At 69.0% G+C, this 20,546-nt stretch carries 17 protein-coding genes; 11 read left to right on the top strand and 6 right to left on the bottom strand.

Annotated features, from left to right (window positions below):
• The first annotated feature begins 95 nt into the window (after positions 1-95).
• From EPO51_RS07945 to EPO51_RS07935, 3 genes are read left to right on the top strand one after another with little or no spacing between them, the layout of a single operon-like run.
• On the top strand, positions 96-743 hold the full coding sequence (locus tag EPO51_RS07945; protein WP_293348414.1) for a helix-turn-helix transcriptional regulator: 648 nt from the start codon (positions 96-98) through the stop codon (positions 741-743).
• On the top strand, positions 740-1,675 hold the full coding sequence (locus EPO51_RS07940; protein ID WP_293348411.1) for an ornithine cyclodeaminase family protein: 936 nt from the start codon (positions 740-742) through the stop codon (positions 1,673-1,675). The genes EPO51_RS07945 and EPO51_RS07940 overlap by 4 nt, the downstream gene beginning before the upstream one ends.
• Before the next feature lie 11 nt (positions 1,676-1,686).
• Positions 1,687-3,051 (top strand): alpha/beta hydrolase family protein, encoded by a 1,365-nt coding sequence (locus tag EPO51_RS07935; RefSeq protein ID WP_293348408.1) that lies wholly within the window; start codon positions 1,687-1,689, stop codon positions 3,049-3,051.
• A gap of 2 nt (positions 3,052-3,053) precedes the next feature.
• On the opposite strand, the gene EPO51_RS07930 is transcribed toward EPO51_RS07935, so the two are convergent.
• The 5 genes from EPO51_RS07930 to EPO51_RS07910 all read right to left on the bottom strand — a co-directional run bounded on the left by EPO51_RS07930 (position 3,054) and on the right by EPO51_RS07910 (position 11,413).
• The gene (locus EPO51_RS07930; RefSeq protein ID WP_293348404.1) at positions 3,054-4,769 is read right to left on the bottom strand and encodes a tetratricopeptide repeat-containing sulfotransferase family protein; all 1,716 of its coding nucleotides are present in this window, start codon (positions 4,767-4,769) and stop codon (positions 3,054-3,056) included.
• Positions 4,770-4,848: 79 nt separating this feature from the next.
• Positions 4,849-7,176: a TonB-dependent receptor gene (locus EPO51_RS07925; protein WP_293348401.1), complete on the bottom strand. Its 2,328-nt coding sequence runs from the start codon at positions 7,174-7,176 to the stop codon at positions 4,849-4,851.
• A 109-nt stretch (positions 7,177-7,285) separates the two neighbouring features.
• Positions 7,286-8,581 carry an amino acid permease gene (locus tag EPO51_RS07920; protein WP_293348398.1) on the bottom strand — a complete coding sequence of 432 codons (1,296 nt, stop codon included), beginning with the start codon at positions 8,579-8,581 and terminating at the stop codon, positions 7,286-7,288.
• Between the two features lie 9 nt (positions 8,582-8,590).
• On the bottom strand, positions 8,591-10,039 hold the full coding sequence (locus EPO51_RS07915; protein WP_293348395.1) for a glycoside hydrolase family 172 protein: 1,449 nt from the start codon (positions 10,037-10,039) through the stop codon (positions 8,591-8,593).
• Between the two features lie 105 nt (positions 10,040-10,144).
• Entirely contained in the window at positions 10,145-11,413 is a 1,269-nt protein-coding gene (locus EPO51_RS07910; protein WP_293348392.1) for a glycoside hydrolase family 172 protein, read from the bottom strand.
• Between the two features lie 123 nt (positions 11,414-11,536).
• On the opposite strand from EPO51_RS07910, the gene EPO51_RS07905 reads away from it, so the two are divergent.
• Together EPO51_RS07905 and EPO51_RS07900 are read left to right on the top strand one after the other, a co-directional pair.
• Positions 11,537-12,217, top strand: coding sequence for a Crp/Fnr family transcriptional regulator (locus tag EPO51_RS07905; protein ID WP_293348390.1), 681 nt, complete (start codon positions 11,537-11,539; stop codon positions 12,215-12,217).
• Positions 12,218-12,274: 57 nt separating this feature from the next.
• A complete protein-coding gene (locus EPO51_RS07900; RefSeq protein ID WP_293348388.1) occupies positions 12,275-12,874 on the top strand; it encodes an HD domain-containing protein in 600 nt (199 codons plus the stop codon).
• 135 nt (positions 12,875-13,009) lie between these two features.
• Here EPO51_RS07900 and EPO51_RS07895 read toward each other — a convergent pair whose 3' ends face one another.
• Positions 13,010-14,329, bottom strand: a complete 1,320-nt coding sequence (locus EPO51_RS07895; RefSeq protein ID WP_293348386.1) for an amidohydrolase — start codon at positions 14,327-14,329, stop codon at positions 13,010-13,012.
• Between the two features lie 106 nt (positions 14,330-14,435).
• On the opposite strand from EPO51_RS07895, the gene EPO51_RS07890 reads away from it, so the two are divergent.
• The 6 genes from EPO51_RS07890 to EPO51_RS07865 form a co-directional block, all read left to right on the top strand.
• Positions 14,436-15,446 carry a 2-oxoadipate dioxygenase/decarboxylase family protein gene (locus EPO51_RS07890; RefSeq protein ID WP_293348384.1) on the top strand — a complete coding sequence of 337 codons (1,011 nt, stop codon included), beginning with the start codon at positions 14,436-14,438 and terminating at the stop codon, positions 15,444-15,446.
• Positions 15,443-16,846, top strand: coding sequence for an FAD-binding oxidoreductase (locus EPO51_RS07885; protein ID WP_293348381.1), 1,404 nt, complete (start codon positions 15,443-15,445; stop codon positions 16,844-16,846). The genes EPO51_RS07890 and EPO51_RS07885 overlap by 4 nt, the downstream gene beginning before the upstream one ends.
• 22 nt (positions 16,847-16,868) lie before the next feature.
• Positions 16,869-18,296 (top strand): spinster family MFS transporter, encoded by a 1,428-nt coding sequence (locus EPO51_RS07880; protein WP_293348378.1) that lies wholly within the window; start codon positions 16,869-16,871, stop codon positions 18,294-18,296.
• 147 nt (positions 18,297-18,443) lie between these two features.
• Positions 18,444-19,004 (top strand): YkgJ family cysteine cluster protein, encoded by a 561-nt coding sequence (locus tag EPO51_RS07875; RefSeq protein ID WP_293348375.1) that lies wholly within the window; start codon positions 18,444-18,446, stop codon positions 19,002-19,004.
• A 239-nt stretch (positions 19,005-19,243) separates the two neighbouring features.
• Positions 19,244-19,942: a PEPxxWA-CTERM sorting domain-containing protein gene (locus tag EPO51_RS07870; protein WP_293348372.1), complete on the top strand. Its 699-nt coding sequence runs from the start codon at positions 19,244-19,246 to the stop codon at positions 19,940-19,942.
• A 137-nt stretch (positions 19,943-20,079) separates the two neighbouring features.
• Positions 20,080-20,546, top strand: a 467-nt coding sequence (locus tag EPO51_RS07865; RefSeq protein WP_293348369.1) for a hypothetical protein, incomplete at its 3' end; no start/stop codon positions are given.

Here is a 20,546-nt window from a genome sequence, read left to right as displayed (position 1 = left end):
GCGCTCCTCCCGAAGCTTGCAGAGCAGCCATTGCCCGCTTGCAAGTTGCATGCTATTTCCAGAATAGACTGATTGTCAAATCCCCAGGAGACGGCATGCGCGACCTTTCCGACACCCAGGCCTGGTCGCCGGGGCTGGAACCCAGCTTTGCGGTGGCGGAAGGCATAGCAGCGCTGTTCGCACCCTTCGTCGAGGTGGCGATCCACGACCTGGCCAGCGAGTCGGTCGCCTACATCGCCAATCCGCAGTCACGCCGGACGCCTGGCGATCCGTCGCAGCTCGAAGATCTCAACTTCAATCCGGGCCAGCGGATCATCGGCCCGTACGAGAAGACCAACTGGGACGGCCGCCGCATGAAGTGCGTGTCGATCGTGATCCGCGAAGGCGACGAGCCGATCGGCCTCATGTGCATCAACATGGACGTCTCGCGGTTCGACCAGGTGCGCCGCGCGCTGGACGGCTTCCTGGGCGCTCCGCCGCAGGACGACGATGTCCGCGCCCTGTTCGTCCACGACTGGCATGAACGCATCAACCGCTTCGTCACCGACTGGTGCGGCGAGCGGAAAGTCCAGATCGCGGACATCGACCGCGCCAGCCGCCGCGAGTTGATCCGCGGCCTGCAGGGCATCGGGGCGTTCGAGGCTCGCCGGGCTCCGGCCTATGTGGCCCGCATCCTCGGGGTGAGCCGCGCGACGGTCTACAACGAGCTCGGCGCCCTCCGGCAGGACTCCAACCCCGCGTGAAGTGGTTCAACAAGGACGCCATCCTGTCGGCCATCGACGCGGATGAGGCCCTGGAAGCCATTGCCCAGGCCTTCCGCGACCACTCCGCGGGCAAGGTGCAATCCATCGCGGTCGGACACCTTCGCTTTGACCGCCCGCCGGGCGACGTCCACGTCAAGGGCGCGCATATCGACGGGCGCAAGCTGTTCGCGATCAAGATGGCCAGCAGCTTCTACGAGAACCCCGCGCAGGGCCTGCCCTCGAGCAACGGTCTGATGCTGGTGTTCGACGCCCAGACCGGCGCGCCGCTGGGCGTGCTGTCGGACGACGGCGCGCTCACCGACCTGCGGACGGCGGTCGCCGGCGCCATCGCGGCCCGCCTCATCGCGCCGGCCGATCCCCAGACGCTCGGCGTGATCGGCGCCGGCACGCAAGCCGCCCTGCAGGCCCGCTGGATCGCGCGGACCACCGGCGTTCGGCGCGTGCTCATCTGGGCCCGATCGGCCGACCGCGCCGAGGAGCTGGCGCAGGATCTGCGCGCCGAGGATCTGACGGCGGAGGTCGCCGACGATCTGGCCTCCCTGTGCCGGGACGCCGACCTCATCGTCACGACCACGCCGGCAAAGAGCCCGCTGATCGGAGCGGAGACGGCGCGGCCGGGCTTGCGGATCGTGGCGGTCGGCGCCGACGCCTCGGGCAAGCGCGAGCTGTCGCCCGAATTGATGGACGCCGCCCAGCTCGTGCTGGTGGACTCGCGCACCCAGTGCGCGGCCTACGGCGACAGCGCCGGCGTGCTGCCGCCGACCCGGATGACGGAGATCGGCGAGGCGCTGGCGGCGGGCGCAAGGACCGTCCTGCCGCCGGAAGCCATGGCCATCGCCGACCTGACCGGCATCGGCGCCCAGGACGCGGCGATCGCCGAGCTCGCCTGGCGCAGTCTCAACGCCTCCTGAGGAGTCCGCCCTTGCGTTTCACCGTCACCCGCAGCGCCCGCGCGGCGCGCGCCGCCCTTCTGGCGACCGTCCTGATCGCGGCTTCTCCGATGGCCGCCGCGGCGGCCGACACGGCGGCCGTCTTCAAGCCCACCAAGGCGCAGTCGGCGCTCATCCGGACCGCCAAGGCCTCGGGCGCCGCCGACCTTAGCGCCCGCGCCGGACCGAATGACGGCCTGATCCTGAACGGCAAGCTGGACGGCCGCACGTTCGCGCTGGCGATCCCGGCGGGCTGGAGGGGCGACGCGCTGCTCCACGCCCACGGCTACACCCTGCCCGGCACGCCGGAGCGGATATCCGACGACCCGACTTCCCGGCTCTCGGGGGGCAGCGGGATCATGGCGGTGGCCTATGGCGACGGTCTGGCCGCCGGCGCCAGCGCCTACGACAAGTCCGGCATGGCCGTAGAGGCCGGCGTGAAGGCGACGCTGCGCCTGCGCGAGCTGGTGAAGGCGCTGGGCGCCCAGCGGGTCTACGTCAACGGCTCGTCCATGGGCGGCAACATCGTCATGACCCTGGTGGAGACTCAGCCCCGCGCCTTCGACGGCGCCATCGCCCAGTGCGGGGTGACCGACGGCTGGGAGCGCGAGCTCGGCCAGCTCACCGACCTTCGGGCCGCCTACAACCAGCTCACCGCCGGCACGCCCTACGCCCTGCCGGGCGTCCAGGACGCCACGCGCTCGGCGATGCCGATCGTTCCGCCGCCGGGCGAGGACGGCGACGCCTTCCGCCGCAAGCAGGTGCTGGCGCTGACCGCACCCATCGTGGCCCTGTTCAAGGCCGCGGAGGCGGCGCCGGAAGGCCGTGAAGCGCGGATCGTCCGCCAGGTCGCGTCCATCGGCGGCTTCGAGCCCGAACTGGCGTCCTTCGTGCTGCCGTTCGTCACCCTGGGTTTCGGCGCCGACGACTTCCGCGCCACCTTCGGCGGCCAGGTCTACGGCAACCAGGACAAGGTCTATCGCAGCCTGGACATGACGCCCGCGGAGGCCGAGGCCTTCAACCGCGGCGTCCAGCGGTTTGCCGCCGACCCCGCCGCCGTCGCCGAGGCGCGCCGCTGGCGGCAGGTGACCGGGCGGTTCGAGACGCCGCTGGTCTCGATCCACAACCGCATCGACTCGCTGGTCCCCTACGCGCACGCCGAGAGCCTGACCCGCATCGTCGCCGCGGCCGGCAACGGCGAGCGGCTGATCCAGTTCACGGCCCCGGCCGTTCAGGCGCCCCTGCCCATCGGCGGCAAGGGCTACGACCACTGCGGCTTCAGCCAGGACGAGATGCGCGGCGTTTGGCGCACCCTGCGCACCTGGGTCGAGAGCGGTCGACGCCCCGCCGTCGACTGACGTCAGGCCGGATAGTCGTCCAGCGCGCGGCCCAGCGCCCCGCGCAGCGGTTCCAGCCAGGGTTCGAACGTCCGCCACCGCCCCATGCCCTCCGCCGTCAGCGGCTGTCGCACCTGTTCGGCGCTGGCGGTGCGGACGGGGCGGGTGTTGCGATGGAACTCCAGGCACGCCGGGTCGAACGGCAGCCCGCAGGCGGCCAGCAGGTTCCGGATCTCGCCCTCGGGATCGCCGACCAGCCGTTCGTGGAAGACCCGGTGCACGCGGCCCGGCAGCACCGCGTCCACATGCGCCATCAGCTCCACATAGTCGGCGTAGTAGCGGCCAATGTCCGCCAGGTCGTAGGCGAACGGCTGCCCGCGCGCGAAGTGCTGGACGAAGCAGGAGACCCCGCAGTCCAGCGGGTGGCGGCGGGCGTCGACGATCGACGCGTTGGGCAGGATCAGCTGGATGAGCAGCGTGTGCATCCAGTTGTTCGGCATCTTGTCGATGAACCGCGGCGCGCCCTCCCGGCGATGCACCCGGGTGCCTTCGATGTAGCGCCGGCCCAGCGCGGCCAGGGTCTCGGCGTCCAGCGACAGCAGCTCGCGCACATAGGCGTCCGGCGAGCCGTCGGTGCGCGCCTCGATCTCCGCCGCCATGGTCGTGATGTCGGCCAGTTCCATCGTGCCTTCCACCTGGGGGTGGCTGGCCAGGATCTGCTCCAGCAGGGTCGAACCCGAGCGGGGGAGACCGACGATGAAAATGGGGTCCGGCGATGGATCGCCCTGCCCGCGTCGCGCCGCCAGCGCTGGGGCGTCCACATGTCGCGACAAGGCCGCCACATGTCCGCGGGTGACGTCCGCGTCGTAGGGCAGCTGCGACCTGCGCATGGCGTTGGCCTGGGCGTAGTGATCGAACGCCTCGGCCGGGCGGCCCGCCGTCTCGAACCCGCGCCCCAGCGCGAAATGAAGATGCATCCGGTCGTCGTCGCTGACCTCGGCGCCGGAGAGCCCTTCCTGCATGCGCGCCAGGTCATGGGCGGCGAACCGGTGGGTCTTCAGGTTCGCCAGGCTCCACCAGGCCTCGCCCAATGACGGCGAGAGCTCCACGGCGCGGAGGTAGGCGGCCAGGCAGTCGTCCCGCCGGCCGATGGTCTTCAGCGCGTGGCCGCGGCTGAGCCAGAGCCGCGCGTCCGCCGCAGGCCCCGGATGCGCCAACAGCTGGTCGTAGTCGGCGATGGCCGCCTCGTAGTCGCCCGTGCGGCTGAGGATGGCCGCGCGCGTGGCGCGATAACCCAGCTGATCCGGCGAGACCGCCAGCAGGTGATCGATGTCCTCCAGCGCCGCGACCCCACGCCCCCGCCGATGCCGGACCACGGCGCGGTTGAATCGGGCGGCGTCGAAGCCCGGGGCCAGCTCCAGGGCGCGGTCCAGCAAGGCCTCCGCGTCGGCCAGGCGTTCGATGCGGATCGCGAGCTCCGCCAGCATGCGGATCGCCGCCACTTCCGTCGGCCGGGCCCGAAGAATGGCGCGCAGCCTGGGCTCCGCCTCGTCCAGCCGATTGGCGGCCAGCGCCAGCGCCGCCTGCCGCATCTCCGGGTCGCCCGCAGCGTTCTCCACCTGGCGCAGATGCGCGTCCGCCGCCGCGCCCGCCTCGCCCAGGACCAGCAAAGCATCTCCCAGCTGGCGCCAGGCGTGCGGGTGATCCGGCTCGCGGTCGAGCAGCGCCCGCAGACGCACGACGGCGCCCGCAGCCTGGGCTGCGGACGCCTCGGGCGCGAGACGGATCGGGGGAGGATCGCGCTCCGTCTAACCCTCCCTAGAAGTCGTAGCTGAACTTGAGGCCGACGTTTCGCGGCCGGATCGGCACCTGGTAGATGCGCGAGCAAATCGACGCCGGACAGGACGTCAGGCGGGCCAGTTCACCTCGGCTGTCGAAGAGGTTGCGGGCATAGACCGACAAACGCCAGGTGTCCCAGGTCGCCCCGGCGCTCAGGTCCAGGGTCTCGAAACCCGGGCTCTTGCCCTGCAACACCCGGTCCCGGGTCCGCAAGCTGCTCCAGCTGGAGCCCTGATGCGCGCCTGTGGCTTCGACGAACATGTTGGCGTCGCCCATCGTCCAATCGTAGCGCACCGAGAGCGAACCCTTGAACTTCGCCGAAAGCGGCAGCCGCGCGCCCTCCGGCGAGATCGGCGTGGCGCAGGTGGTGATCGGATCGCCGTTGGCGTCGATCCGGCCACAGTAGTTCTCGAGCAGCTTGGCGTCGATGACCGAGGCCGCGCCAGTGATCGAGAGCCCGCCTGCCACCTTGGCCGCGAAGTCCGTCTCGAAGCCCCGGACGCGCGCCTTGCCGACATTGCGCACCTCGGCGATGTTCGCGGTCGTCTGCACGAACAGTTGGAAGTCGTCCCACTTGTCGTTGAAGACCGCGCCGTTGAACCGCAGCCGGCCGTTCGCCCAGGTGGTCTTCCACCCGGCCTCGTAGTTCTTGAGATAATCGGGCTCGTAGGCCGCCGATTGGGGGGCGCGGTTGATGCCGCCCGGCCGGAAGCCTTCGGAATAGGTGACGTAGAGCAGGCGGTCGTCGTCCACTTTCCAGGTGGCGTTCAGCCGTGGCGAGAAGCCATCGCCCTTGGCCTTGCGGTCCACGTTCGTGCAGGGGCCCCGGCCAAAGGTGGTCGGGCCGAAGCACGCCCGCTCGTTGCCCCGCAGCCCAGCGAAGCCCACGATGTGGCTCGTCGCCTTGAACACGCGGCCCCCGCCCGTCAGCGTGAGTTGCGGCAGCACGTCGAACGAGACCTCGCCAAAGGCCGCGTAGTCACGGTCGGTGCGCTGCTGGTCTGTCAGCCACTGGGTGTCCGGCCAGTTCGTCACCGACAGCGAGGTGGCCAGGCCCTCGATGATGTACTGGCTGCGCATCTCATGCCGCTGCTCCATGTAGAAGAGCCCTCCCGTCAGCCGCAGGCGCTTATCCTGCGGCGTGGCGAACCGGATCTCGTGGGAGTTGCGGGTGTAGAGGCTGTCCGAATGCGTCCGCTGGGACGGATCGATCATCTGACCCGCGTTGTTGCGGATGATCTGCCCCATCCCGAACAGCGTGTCGTAGAAGAACGAGTAGTCCGAGTAGTCGAAGAAGGTGTTGAACTTGCGGTTCAGGTAAGCGCCCGCATAGGTGACATCCAGATCCCCGACCTTCCCCTGAACGGTCAGCGCGGCTTGCCAGTAGGTGTCGTCGCGATGGTCGCGGGAGAACCGCTCGACTTCCAGGTCCCGGCCGAGGATCTGATAGGTGTTCCCGTTGGCCTTGGTCTCCTGGATCATCGCCTGCGGCGTGATCGTCCAGTTGTCGTCCAGTTCGATCCGCAGCGCGGCTCGGGCGCCCGAGACCTCGACGTCGTTGAAATCCTTCTTGGCGATCGCCGCGTTGCCGATCGTGATGCCTGAACTCACATACTTGCGGGTGGCCGGCACATTGTCGATGTAGCCGGGGTCCAGGCGGTTCCAGGCCACCGCGCGCAGCGTCACCTGTTCGGCGATCGGCACGTTCAGCATGCCGGCGATGGAGTAGCCGACGCCGCCCTTGAACGTCGCGTTGCCTTCGACGTCCAGGCGGCCCCGGGTCACCCCCGGCTCCGGCTTGTTCGTGATGATGCGCAAGGTGCCGGACTGCGAACTTGCGCCGTACAGCGTGCCTTGCGGGCCGGCCAGGGCCTCGACCCGCGAGATATCGAACATCTGGATGTCCAGCGTGCCCTGGATCGTCGTGACCGGCTGCTCGTCCAGGTAGACGCCAACGCTGGGCAGCGAACCGGAAGCGCCGCCATCGGGGCCGCTGGAGATCCCGCGCATGAAGATGTTGCCCACGCCCGGCACGATGCTGCGGATCGAGACCGCGGGCAGGTGCCGCACCACGTCCACGAAGTCCTTCGCGTTCAGGCGCTCCAGCTTCTCCTGGCTCAGCGCCTGGATGCTCAGGGGCACGTCCTGCAGATTCTCGGTGCGCTTCTGAGCCGTGACGATGATCGCCTCGATCTCGTTCGCATCCGCCCCGCCCGCGGCCTGTGCATAGGCCACCCCGTTCATCGCAAGCAGGGACACCGCCCCGCCACACATCAATTCGACCGCCCTGAGACGCCGCATCGCCATCGTTTCCCTCCCCTGAAGCTAGGTTGTTTTTGATTTTGTCTAAGTTGGACGTTTTGTCAATTACAAGACGCAACTATCACGCCCCGATGACGCGACCAGCTTCCGAAGGTCAGGCTCGACGGAGGCGCAGCCTGACGGCGAGCAGCGGCCAGGCCGCCAATGCGCCGGCGACAGCGACCAGGGCGAGCAGCAGCATTCCGACGTCCTGGCTGGTCAGCACGGCGGCGATGAGCAGGACGCAACCCGCCCCTAGGCCGCGCGCGGCCCACCTTCGCCAGCCCGCCTGGCCGCCGCCTCGCAGCCGCACCAGGGCCGCCCCCGCGAGGGCGTAGACGCACAGCATCAGGACAACGGCGGCGTTGATGACCACCGTGAACTGCTTGCCGATCGACGGCTGGGCGATCAGCAAGGTGATGGCCGTGAGCAGGACGCCGTTGGCGATGAAGTTGGCCTTCGACGGTGCGCGCGCCACGCTGGGCGGAGCTTGCATCTCGACGGCGAGTTGGCCCGCGGTGGATGTCAGGAGCACCCAGCCCCCCAGCGTCCCGGCCGCCTTGAAGGCGGCACAGATCGCAACCACGACCGCGAGCGATCCCCCGACCATCCGCGCCGCCGCATCGGCGAACGGCGCCGGTGAGGCCGCCAGCGTCTCGGCGGACAGGATGCCGGTGAGGGCCGTACAGGCCGAGAGATAGACGGCGGCCGCGATCAGCACGCCGCAGATCGTGGCGATGGGCGCCGTACGGGACGGATCGCGCAGCGTGCCCGCGGCCACGCAGGCGCTTTCCAGGCCCAGGAACGCCCACATGATAAGAACGATCGCGCCGGGCAGGATCTCGCCCGCCGGCTTGCCGCTGACGTTCCACGAGGCGGCGAACACCGCCGGGTCGAAATAGAACCAGCCGAACACGCCGGCGGCCAGGACAGGCGCCAGGCCGAACAGCAGGGTCCAGCCCTCCATCTGCGCCACCAGCCGGGGGCCGACGAGGTTCAGAAGGACGAATACCCAGGTCACCACGATCGTGCAGGCGGTCGTCGCATGCATGGGCGCCAGGCCCGGGAACAGCACGGTCAGGCAGCCGGTGACCGCCAGGGCCAGGGCGACGTTGCCCAGCACGCCCTGCAGCCAATAGAGCACGGCCGCCACGAACCCCGCCCGGGGACCGAACGCCGTGGCGATGCTGCCGATGAAGCCGACGCCGCCGTCCCGGCCGAGCACCGCCAGCCAGGCGAAGACCGCCGCGAACACCAGGGCCGCCGCGATGGCGCCCAGCCAGCCGAGAAGGCTGATGGAGCCGAGCGACGCCAGGCTGGCGGGCAGGAGATAGACGCCCGAGCCGATCATGCTGCCCGCCACCAGCAGGGTGGCCAGCACCGGCCCGAGACTTCCGCGCTCGGCGCTCATGACCGGGCCCTAGCGCGGCTTCGGGATCATCGCCTTCAGACCGGCGTCGATGTTGGCGATGGCCTTGTCGGTGATCACCCCCTCGGACGCGCCCTGGAGGTCCTTCAACCGCATGCCCTTGAACTCGTTGTAGGAGGGATGTCCCGCCAGGCTGGGCAGCTCGCGGTTCACCAGTTGGCGGGCCTCCCAGCTCATCATGATCTCCTCGATGGGCGAGTCGATCGTCAGCGGGCCGCCCGAGATGAAGGCCGGCTGGGGCGGTTCGACCAGCGGCTTGAACTGGAGGTCGGCGTCGTCGGGCAGCTTCGGGAACGCCGCGTGCGGCTCGGCCTGGTACCAGAACGCCACCGACGAATAGCCGTCCTCCAGCAGCCGATAGCGCAGCGGCGACTTCCAGCCCATGGACTGGAGTGTGATGCGCAGGTCGGATTTGAAGCGGATCGGATCCAGCACGTGCCATCGGTACTGGCCGATACGCCGCTCGCGATCGGACATGTAGTACTGGGTCGCCATGTCGGTCTTGTTGTGGGCGTGGAAGCCCGCGTAGAGGGTGGAGAAGTCGGTCTCCTCCAGCTTGCCCGTCCCGCGATGGCGATAGCCGTAGGAGCCGAGGAAGTAGTCCTCCTCGCCGGTGTAGTTGATGGTCGGGAACTCGCCGTCGCCATCCACGTAGAACTTCACCTCGCCCTCGCCCCACCAGCCGGGGCTGAAGGCCAGGTGCGTGAGATAAGTGCCGACGTAGTGACCGCGGCCCTTCACGCCATCGAGGATGGTGTAGACCTCCTTGTACTTCACCTTGTCGAGCTTGCGGAACTGGGCGTGGAAGTAGGCCGCGTCGGCCGGCACCTTCTGAAGCGCGTAATCGATCTGGTAGTAGACCTCGCTCACATGCTGCGAGCGGTTCTCCAGCTCGATGCGGAACGTCTTCCGAAACGGCATCTGCCACCAGCTGTTGAGCCCGCTCTCCGGGTTCACGGTGACCACCGCGGAATCGATCAGCGGCGTGGACTCCTTGCCGAACGCGGCGGCGAAGAAGTCGCCCACCGGCGCCTCCACCGACGGGGTCTTCTCATCGTCCCAGTAGATGCGCAGGATCATCGACCGGTAGTGGCCCTTGCCGCCGATCGTCATCCAGATGTGGTTGATGATCCCCGGCCCGCTGGCCTCGCCCATCACGATCTTGCCGCCGGCCGGGATTTCGATCGAAGGATTGACCTTCCAGCCGATCCCCAGGTCGGTCGCCTGCACCCCGGCGCTGCCCTTCTCCAGCGGCGTGCGCGACCCGCCTCCCTTCTCACCCGTCAGGTTCTCGGGGCTGATCGAGCGGCTCTCACTGTCCTCCAGCCGATAGAGTTCGTCCACCCGAGGGCGGGCGCCCGCACTGGCCGTCGCGAGCGACAGCACCAGGGCCAACGCCAGAGGCTTCGCCACCCTGTGCGCGCTGATCGACAGACCCATCCCGCTTCCCCTCTTCGTCAGGCGCGCAGCATGAGCGCGACCGCTTGTTTGGATTGATAATCCATCTTGGATTCTTTGTCTAATTCAGACAAGGTCGTTGGCCGCTCAGGGCTGACTAGGTCCCGTCCCACCGGTTGCGCCCGACGTCGCTCCGCCGCGCGCCGGTGCGATCTGCATGGCTGCGTCTGCGGGTAGGATGGGGAACGGCGCGTGCGGTTCGAGCTGATACCAATAGGCCACCGAGGCGAGGGAATCCTCGAGCGGCAGGTAGCGGCCGTTGCCGGCCTCCCGCTTTGGCGAGGCGTCCGTCCAACCGAGGCTCTGGATCGTCACCCGCAGATCCTTCTGGAAGCGGATCGGATCCAGCACGTGCCAGCGATACTGGCCGTAGCGACGCTCGCCGTCGGCGCGGAAGTAGTCGCCGTCCACCTCAGCCGGCTTCAGCGCGTAGAAGCCGGCGTAGTGGGTCGAATAGTTGACCTCCCGCCGCCGACCGTCGGCGCCGCGCTTCACATAGATGTACGAGCCGAGGAAGTAGTCCTCCTCCCCCGTGCCGGCGATGGTCGGATAGTCCTTGTCGCCGTCCATGTAGAACTTGACCTCGCCTTCGCCCCACCAACCGGGGCTGAAGGCGCCATGGCCGATATAGGTGCCCACGTACTGGCCGCGCCCCGAGACACCATCGAGGATCGTGTAGACGTCCTTGGCTTTCAGGCGATCCACCATCCGGAACTGGGCGTGAAAGTAGCCAGCCCCGGCCGACACAGGCTGCAGCGCGTAGTTGATCTGGTAGTAGATCCGCAGCGGCTTTCCGCTGCGGTTCTCCAGAGTCATGCGGAAATTCTTGCGGAAGGGCATCTGCCAGAAGCTGTTGAAGCCGCTGCCCGGCGTCACGGCCACGACGGCCGAATCGATGATCGGTTCTGCGCCGCGTCCCCAGCCCGCCGCGAAGAAATCGCCGACGGGCGCCTCCACCGATGGCGTCTTCTCGCCGTCCCAATAGACGCGCAGGATCGCCGACCGGTATTCCGCCAGGCCGCCCAGGGTCATCCATATGTGGTTGATCATGCCGGGGCCGGCCGCCTCGCCCAGGTTGATCGTCTGGCCCGGCGGGACGTGGACATAGGGATTGACCTTCCAGCCCTTGCCGAGTTCGGCCGCGGCATAGGACGCCGTCCCGTCCTTGGCCTCCAGCTTGGCGCCGCCGCCCTTCTGGCCGGTCAGGTTCTCAGGGCTGATCGACCGCGTCTGGGCCGTGGTGACCTCGAAGAGCTGGCTCACGCCCGGCGCGGGCGCGGCTCCCGCCACGCCGGCCGCCACAAGGGCGAGGGCCCCCACCGCCGCCGCCATCGACATCCGCCACCGCTCGCCCATACCCCGCCTCCCTCTTGCTTACTGACATGCTAGCACTACAACTTCCCGGGTCAATGACCGGCTTCTTATGCAGATATGGCGGATCCACACATGTCAGCAGCATCACCAACCGCGGCCCCGCCGATGGATACGAGCCCCTGGCTGGCGAGCTTCCCGGCGGACCTGCGGTCCCGCTTCCTGAGTTCGATCCGGGTGCGCGATCTCGACGACGGGCGGTCGATCTTCCGGACCGGCGATCCGCCGGACGGGCTCTACGGCGTGGTGCGAGGACAGGTGCGGCTGGTCATGCGCTTTCCCGGCGGACAGCAGCTCCTGAACCATGTGGCGGAGGCCGGGGACTGGTTCGGCGAGATCTCGACGCTGGACGGTCGCCCCCGCCTGAACGACGCCATCTGCACGGGTCCCACCCGGATCGCGCACCTGCCACAGGCGGACGCTGAGCGGGTGATGCGCGACGATCCGACCTTCGTCCGCGCCATGGCGCGTCTCGCCTCGCGACGGCACCGGGCGGCCATGGCGTTCGCCGGGCGAACCTTGACCCAACCGCTGAGCGCGCAGATCGCCTACGCCCTTCTGAGCCTCACGCGGAAGCAAGGGAGAGCCGAACACGATCTGGCCCTGCGCCATGAGGACGTCGCCAGCATCGTCGGAACATCCCGGCAGACCGTCGCCGTCCATCTTCGCCGCCTCGGCGATCGCGGCCTGGTCGCCCTCGGCTACCGGTCGATCCGCATCCTGGACCTCGCCGCCCTGAAGGCCGAGGCCCACGCGGCGCCCGACGGGCATGGAATGCCAAGCCGCTGACATTCTCCGGCCGGCGGCGGCGCTAGGATGGCTGAAACTCCGAGGGGAAGGACCACCATGGCCGACGGCGACCCACCCGACGCGAAGACCGGTTTCCACGCCATGACGGAAGCCACGCCCGAGCAGTGGGCCGAGATCGTCCGCCACGCCGCCGCCTTCCGGGCCGAACTGCCCGACCGCCTGCTAGGCCAACTGCGGATGCTCGAGGGCGGGCTCGACGGCTATTCCGTGAGCCGGCTGGAACACAGCCTGCAGACCGCCACGCGCGCGCACCGCGACGGCCGGGACGAGGAATATGTGGTGTGCGCCCTGCTGCACGACATCGGCGACCTGATGGGCCCCGCCAACCACGCCGAGATCGGCGCGGTCATCCTCAAGCCCTTCGTCTCCGACGCGAACCACTGGATGCTCGACAAGCACGGCGTGTTCCAGGGCTACTACTTCTTCCAGCACCTCGGCCTGGATCGGGACCTGCGCGAGCAGCACCGCGGCCACCCGCACTTCGAGTACTGCGCCGAGTTCTGCCACCGCTACGACCAGAACAGCTTCGATCCCGGCTACGAGTCCATGCCGCTTGAGGCGTTCGAACCGATGCTGCGCCGCGTGCTCGCCCGCCCGCGCCAGTCGATCTACCTGCGTCCCGGCAAGACCGCCTAGCGCAGCTCCAGCCGCCGGTTCTGGTTGGTCGGGCCTCGCGGATCGCGACTCGACAACCGCCAGGACCCTGCCGCGCGCGCCGCCGCGAGAGGCGATCGGCGCCGGGGAGCGTCGCCCTGCGGACACCTCCGCCCGTCAGCGCCCCGCGGCCACGCTCGCCAGATAGTCCAGCGCGGTCAGGGCCTGGGCCCGGACGCCGACTTCCAGGGCGCTCTCGTCCATCACGTTGAACATCGGCGAATGGTTCGGGCCTGGCGGGAACCCGATCCCCAGGTCGTAGAACAGGCCCGGGACCTCCTGCTGGTAGAAGGCGAAATCCTCGGCGCCGGTGATGAACTCGATGTCGTCCTTGATGTCGCCCCGCGCCGCCCGGATCAGGGTGGGCTTCATGCGCGCGGTCAGCGCGAGGTCATTGCTCGTCACAGGGTTGGGCAGCCCCCATGCGATCCGACCGCTGCCGCCGTAGCGCTCCGAAATGCTGGCCACCGCCTTCTCCGCCCGCGCCATGATCTCCTTGCGCAGGCCAGGGTCGAACGACCGGAGCGTGCCGGTCATGGTCAGGTCCTCGGGAATGATGTTGTAGCGCAGCCCTCCGTTGATCGTCGAAACGGTCAGGATGGTGGGGGTGATCGTCACCTTGATCTGCCGCGCGGCGATCTGGTTGAACGCCTGCACGATCTCGGCCGCCATCGAGACGATGTCGATGCCGGTCCACGGGTTGGCGCCGTGGGTCTGCTTGCCCTTCAGCTTGATCTCATAGGCGTCGTCGGCGGCCATCATCGGTCCCGGCCGCCAAGCCAGCCGTCCCGGCTCGCCCGGAGCGACATGCAGGCCGAAGATGGCGCCGGGGCGCGGATCGTTCAGCACGCCTTCCTTGACCATCAGGGCTGCGCCGCCCTCCTCCCCGGCCGGCGGACCTTCCTCCGAAGGCTGGAACAGCAGGACGACCGTCCCCGGAATCTCGCTGCGCATCGAGGCCAGGACCTCGGCCGCGCCCATCAGGATCGCCACGTGGGCGTCGTGCCCGCAGGCGTGCATGACCGAGACGGTCTGCCCGTTGTACTCGGTCTTGACCTTCGATGCGTAGGCGGCGCCCGTCTGCTCGGCGACCGGCAGGGCGTCCATGTCGGCGCGCAGCGCGACCACGCCGCCCGGCTTGCCGCCCTTGAGCACCGCCACCACGCCGGTCTTCGCCACTCCGGTCCGCACCTCGAACCCCAGCTTGCGCAGGTGATCGGCCACCAGCTTCGCGGTGCGCACCTCGCGGTTGCCGAGTTCGGGATGCTGGTGGATGTCGCGGCGCCAGGCGACGACCTTGGTCTGGACCTTGCTGGCCGCCGCGAAGACCGCGGTGTCGAAGGGTCCCGGAGCCGGCGCGGACTCCTGCGCCTGGGCGCCGCCGCCGGCGATCGTCATCGCCAGAGCCGCGCCCGCGAACCACGACTGCCTGCGCATATGCCGCCCCTCCCATGATTGCCCAAGTTTCAAATATTCTAAACTGGACTCTTTGTCAAAGTTGAGAAAGGTTCTGCGCGGATTTCCTCAAGCCGTCGAAAGCGTCATGCCCTCCAACCTCCTCCTCACCGAACTCCTCCACGCCCTTCCCGGCCGCCCCGGCGACCTGTCGCCGGTGCTGGAGCTGCACCCCGCCGTCGCCGAGGCCACGGGCCATGAGGTTTCGCGCGCGATGTTGGCCCAGGCGCTGAACGTCGCCCTGCTCGGCGACCTGCTGGCGCGAACGCCGACGGCTGCGGCCTACCTGGATGACCTGCGGCAGACGGGCGCGCGACTGACGTTCGACCACGGAGCCATGCGGACGGTGGACTCCCAGCACATGGGCGAACTGCCCCGCGGCGAGGCGGCCTTCACCCGGATCCTTGAACCGCTCGGCTATGTCCGCGCCGCCGAATATCCGCTGCGGGCCCTGCGCATGACGGGCCGCGCCTATGCCCATGCCGACCTGCCGGAGCACATCCCGCAGTTCTTCGTCAGCGAGTTGCACACCGATCGGTTCACCTGCGCCTTCCAGCAGGCCGCCGCGCGCATCACCCGCAGTTCCCGGGACCCGCTGACCCCGGCCGACCGCCGCAGGCTGGACCGCCTGGCCCGGCAGGGCCGGCTCGATCTCGCCGAGGCCGCGGCCCTGCTGCCGTCGTTGGTCGCCTGCTTCCAGCGCAACCATGCGCCGCCGGCCCTGTCGGACTACGAAGCGGTCCGGCACGAGTCGGCCGAGATGGCGTGGATCTCCACGGAGGGTAACGCCTTCAACCACGCCACCGACCGGGTCGCCTCCCTCGCCGCCACCACGGCCGCGCAACGCGCCTTGGGCCGGCCGCTGAAGGCGAAGATCGAGGTCTCGAAGTCCGGCCGGGTGCGCCAGACCGCCTTCCTCGCCGATCAGGTCGACCGCCCCTTCGTGGACGACCACGGCCGCGCGATACAGCGCAAGGTCCCCGGCTCCTTCTTCGAGTTCATCGAGCGCGATCGACTGCCTGGCAGCGACGCGCTGGATCTCGGCTTCGACAGCGCCAACGCCCAGGGGATCTTCAAGATGACCGAGGCGGCGGCGTGAGCGAAGGCCTGTCGCCGGCGCTGCTCGGAGGCCTCTCCGGCCTTCTGGGTGACGGCGGGGTGATCACCGGCGACCGGGCCTCGGCCTACGAGCGTGGATACCGCTACGGGGCCGGGCGCGCGCTCGCCGTGCTCAGGCCCGCCTCGATCGAGGCCACGGCCGCGGCCGTGCGATTCGCCGCCCGGCACGGCCTGCGACTGGTCCCGCAGGGCGCCAACACCGGCCTCGTGGGCGCGAGCACGCCCAGCCCCGGCGGCGACCAGTTGGTCCTCAGCCTGGAGCGGCTTCGGCGGATCGAGACGCTGAACGTGGCGGACCGCACCGCGACCGTCCAGGCGGGCGTCCGCCTTTCCGCCCTGAACGGCGCGGCGGCGGCCTCGGGCCTCTGGCTGCCCATCGATCTTGGCGCGGACCCCACCATCGGCGGCATGGTGGGAACCAACACCGGCGGGACGCGGCAACTGCGCTACGGCGGCATGCGGCGCCGGGTCCTGGGGCTCGAGGCGCTCCTCGCCGACGGCACGCTCGTCAGCGACATGCGCGGCCTGCGCAAGGACAATTCGGGGGTCGACCTGAAGCAGCTGTTCGTCGGGACCGGCGGCAGCCTCGGCATCGTCACCCGCGCCATCGTCGAGCTGGCCCCCGTGCTGCGGCGAACCGCCACCGCCCTGGTCGCACCGACCGACATCACAGCCATCCCGGCCCTGCTCCAGGCTCTGGAGGGTCGCGTGGGCCCGCTGCTCACCGCCTTCGAGGGGCTTTCGCGCGAGGCCCTGGCCGCAGCCCTCAAGCACAATCCCGGGCTCGCAAGTCCGTTCGCACCGGACATCCTGCCGCCCTATGTCGTGCTCGTCGAACTCGGCGCAACCGAGGCCGACCGCGATGTCGAGGAGGTTCTGGTCGGGCTGCTGGCGGAGCTCTCCGACGGACCGGCGCCGCTGGTGGCCGATGCGCGGGTCGGCGCGCCGGAGCGCATCTGGGATCTGCGGCACGCGATCAGCGACAGCCTGCGGCGCGAGGGCCACGTGATCGCGTTCGACGTCTCGGTCATCCGCTCCCGCCTGCCCGCGTTCCGGGCGGTGGTGGTCGAGGAACTGGCCAGGGCGTTCCCGATGCTGCGCGTCTGCGATTTCGGCCACTGGGGCGACGGCGGACTGCATCTCAACCTGGTGTGGCCGGCGCCCCAGGCCGACCTCGAAGACACCGAGCGCCGCGTCCGTGAACGGGTCTATGCCGTCGTCGAGGCCCACGGCGGCAGCTTCAGCGCCGAGCATGGCCTCGGCCCCGTGAACCTGAACGTCTATCGCCGCTATACGCCCGCGCCGAACCGCCAGCTCAGCGCCTGCATCAAGGCGCTCCTGGATCCGCATTCCCGGCTCGGCGCCGTCGACTTCGCCTGAAGCGCACAACGGGACCCGGACCTTGACCCACCTCGCCACGGCCGCCGACGCCGGCCACATCGACGGCTTCGGCTCCAAAGCCTACCGCAGCTACGTCCTGAACGCGCTGCTGCTCGTCTACATCCTGAACTTCGTGGACCGCGGCCTGCTGGCGGTGGTCGCGCCCGACCTGAAGCCCGAACTGGGGATCTCGGACACCGCGTTCGGGCTGCTGACGGGCTTCGGCTTTGCGCTGCTCTACACCGTGGTCGGCGTGCCGTTGGCCCAGTATGCGGAGACGCGCCACCGGGTGCGGATCATGACCGTCTGCATCGCCCTGTGGTCCCTGATGACCGCCCTCTGCGGCTTGGCGGCCGAGGTCACGATCGGCTCGCTCGTCGTGGGCGGATATTGGATCCTGCTGGCCTGCCGGGTCGGCGTCGGCATCGGCGAAGCGGGCTGCACGCCGCCGGCGAATTCGCTGATCGCGGACTACTATCCGCCGCACCGCAGATCCACGGCGCTCGGCTACTACGCTATGGGCGTGACTCTGGGCGGCATGCTGGCCAACCTCGTCGGCGGGCCCGTCACCGACGCCTTCGGCTGGCGCGCGGCCTTCTTCGTGGTCGGGACGCCCGGCATTCTCGTCGCCCTGGTCTTCCGGCTGACGGTCAAGGAACCGCCCCGCGGCTACAGCGATCCGCCGGGCGGCGTGCGACGCGAGCGGCCACGTTTCGCCGATGGCCTCCGCGAACTGGCGTCGAAGCCATCGTTCTGGACCATGACGGCGGGCGCAACGACGGCGGCCTTCTGCGGCTACGGCATCGCCTCGTTCCAGTCCCTGTTCATCAACCGCAGCTTCGGTCTGTCGGCCGGGGAGGCCGCCCTGATGATCAACGCGCCCGTGGCGGCGGCGTCCGCGCTCGGAACGCTGACCACGGGCTGGTTGGCCGAGCGCCTCGGCAAGCGCCATCCGAACGCCATCGCCTGGCTCCCTGCCGCCGGTCTCGTCGCCAGCGTGCCGTTCTATGTCTGGGCGTTCACGACCGACGATCTGTGGTTCTGCCTGATCGGCCTCTGCGTCGGCGGGGCCATCAAGTACGGCTACCTGGCGGCGCAATACACCATCGGCCAGGGCGTGGTGTCCCCGCAGGTGCGCGCGGTTTCCACCGCCGTGATGCTCCTGGTGATCAACCTGCTGGGCTACGGCCTGGGGCCGCTCTTCATCGGCGCCCTGAGCGACCTGCTCTTCGGCCTGCAACTGCGCGAACTGAATGCGGTGGGTCTGACGCGCGCCGCCTGCGAGGGCTCGCTGGCCGCGCTCGGCGCCGACTTGGCCGAGGCCTGCCGGATCGCCCACCCCGCCAGCCTGCAGCGGGCGATGCTGATCACCTCCGCCCTCTACGCCCTCTCCGGCCTGTTCTTCCTGGCGACGTGCCGTTGGCTGAAGCGGGACATGGTGGCCAGGTAGCGCGGCATGCCGGCGGCGTGGCCGAGCGGCCAGCATCCGGCGACAGGGTCACTTCGTCTTCGTCGATGCAGGAAAGCGGACCGTAACCTATCCAGGTGCAAGGATGCGTGCATGCTGACACTTGCGGCGCCGGGGGAGTAGGGAGCGTTGAACACCCACGGGAAATCGTGCGGGACCTGCAGCCTTTGCTGCAAGCTCGTCTACGTGGAGGAGCTCCAGAAGCCGGCGCACCAATGGTGTGTCCACAACCGCCCCGGCAAGGGATGCGCGATCTGGGGCGAGCACCCTGACGTCTGCAAGGCGTGGCAGTGCGGCTGGATCCTGATGCCGCAGCTCGACGAACGCTGGAAGCCCGAGCGATGCGGCTTCATCCTGCGCAACAGGTTCGAGAGCCAGCAGCTCGTCATCGACGTCGATCCTGCGAAGCCGGATGCGTGGCGGAAAGCGCCCTACCTTGCGGAGATCCGCTCGTGGGCCAAGCGGTCCGTCGCGGCTCGACAGCAGGTGGTCGTCTGCGTCGGGCGGCGTGCCTTCGGCGTCTTCGCGGAAGAAGAGATCGATGCGGGTGTGCTCCCGGAGGGCGTGTTCCCCTTCCTGGCCTATCAGCACCAGGGCCAGCTGACCCGCCCGGTCGTCCTGTTGAAGCGCGAAGATGGAACGGTGGTCGGCCAGGTCCCGGGGGCGTTTCGCCTCCGCACGCCGAGCTGAACGCCCGCGTTACTCAAATTGGGCGTCGGGTGATCGCGCGGAACCGCCGGCGCCTGTCCCATCGAGATTCCACTTCTCACGCTTATTCAATAGCTTATCGAGCAATCCGCGCCAGCCGAATGGTCCGTCGGCCGCCCGCGCTGGCCGGCTGGCGGCAATCGCCTCTGAGGGGAATGAGATTGCCGTGGCCGGCCATCTGATAGCGATGTCCATCGAAATCCAGATATCGGGGACATTCGATGCTTAAGAAACTTCTCCTGGGGACGGCGCTCGTCGCGTCCCTCGCCGTGGCCGGACAGGCTTCGGCCCTGACCTACACCTCTAAGATCCAACACATCGACTCCAACCTGTCGGTGGATGGCGACTATGGCCTCGTCACCATCGAGGAACTGGCCGGCGGCAAGGACCTTCTGATCACCGTCGACCTGAATGCGCCGCTGACGGGGATCGTCGACAATGGCAAGGCGCACATCGCCTTCGCCTTCAACCTGCTCGACTCGCCGAACAGCACGATCAGCATCCTCGACCCGGTTGGCGGCGGCAGCTTCACCTACCTCGGCGAAAGCTCGTTCATGCAGTCGCCGTTCGGAACCTTCACCAACGGCTTCTCCTGCTGCGGTCCGTCGCTCAGCGAAGCCCCGCCGTTCGTCTTCAAGATCAGCAACGCGGCCGGCATCACCTTCGCCGGCGTCGGTGCGACCTTTGACAGCAATGGCCGCCTCACCGGCACTGGCACGGGCAACCGCCTCAAGTCGAACGATGGTGGCTGGTGGTTCGCCGCCGACACCATCGACACGCAGGGGGACACGGGCGCCAAGGGTGCTCGCGACGCTTTTGTCGCCGTTCCCGAGCCGGGCGCCTGGGCGCTGATGATCCTCGGCTTCGGCGGAGCCGGCGCGGCCCTGCGTCGCCGCCGCGCCGCCTTGGCTGTCGCCTAGGACACGACCGGCGATGTTTGGGGGCCCCGCTTCGGCGGGGCCTTTTTTGTGCCCTGAGGCCGCGAAACGTCCACGCCTCCGCAAAAACCGACGAACAACTTTGACATTTGCCGCTGCGGTATGTTCTCGTTATGTTCATGTCGCCCGAAGCGGACATCGTCGATCGCGACCAGCAGCTCCTGGGCCAGCTCGCCGAGCTGGACCTGGCGCTCGCCAAGCATGTCCACGGCCTGGCCCTGGCGAGCGACGACCCCGCCCAGGTCGCCGAGCTCAGCCACGCCTACCAGCGCATCTCCCGCTGCGTCCGCCAGACCCTCGCCCTCAAGGCCAAGCTGAAGCGCGACGCCGAGCAGCACGCCCGCTGGCTGCAGGCTCGCGACCCCCGTCCCCGCGCGCCGGTCTCCGCCCCGCTCAATCCGGCCGCCCGCCGCCGCGCCGACCTGGAGGAGGCCGTCGGCCGGGTCATCTGGGCCGAACGCGAATACGACGGCCCCGACTGGGAGGACCGCCAGGAACAGCGCTTCCGGCTCATGGAGCACTACCTCCACTTCGACGACCGCAAGCACCGCTTCGGCCCCGAAACCCTCGACCAGGACGTCGTCAC

The sequence above is a fragment of the Phenylobacterium sp. genome (assembly GCF_004297125.1).
GTDB lineage: Bacteria > Pseudomonadota > Alphaproteobacteria > Caulobacterales > Caulobacteraceae > Phenylobacterium.
This window is presented reverse-complemented; position numbering and strand designations above follow the sequence as displayed.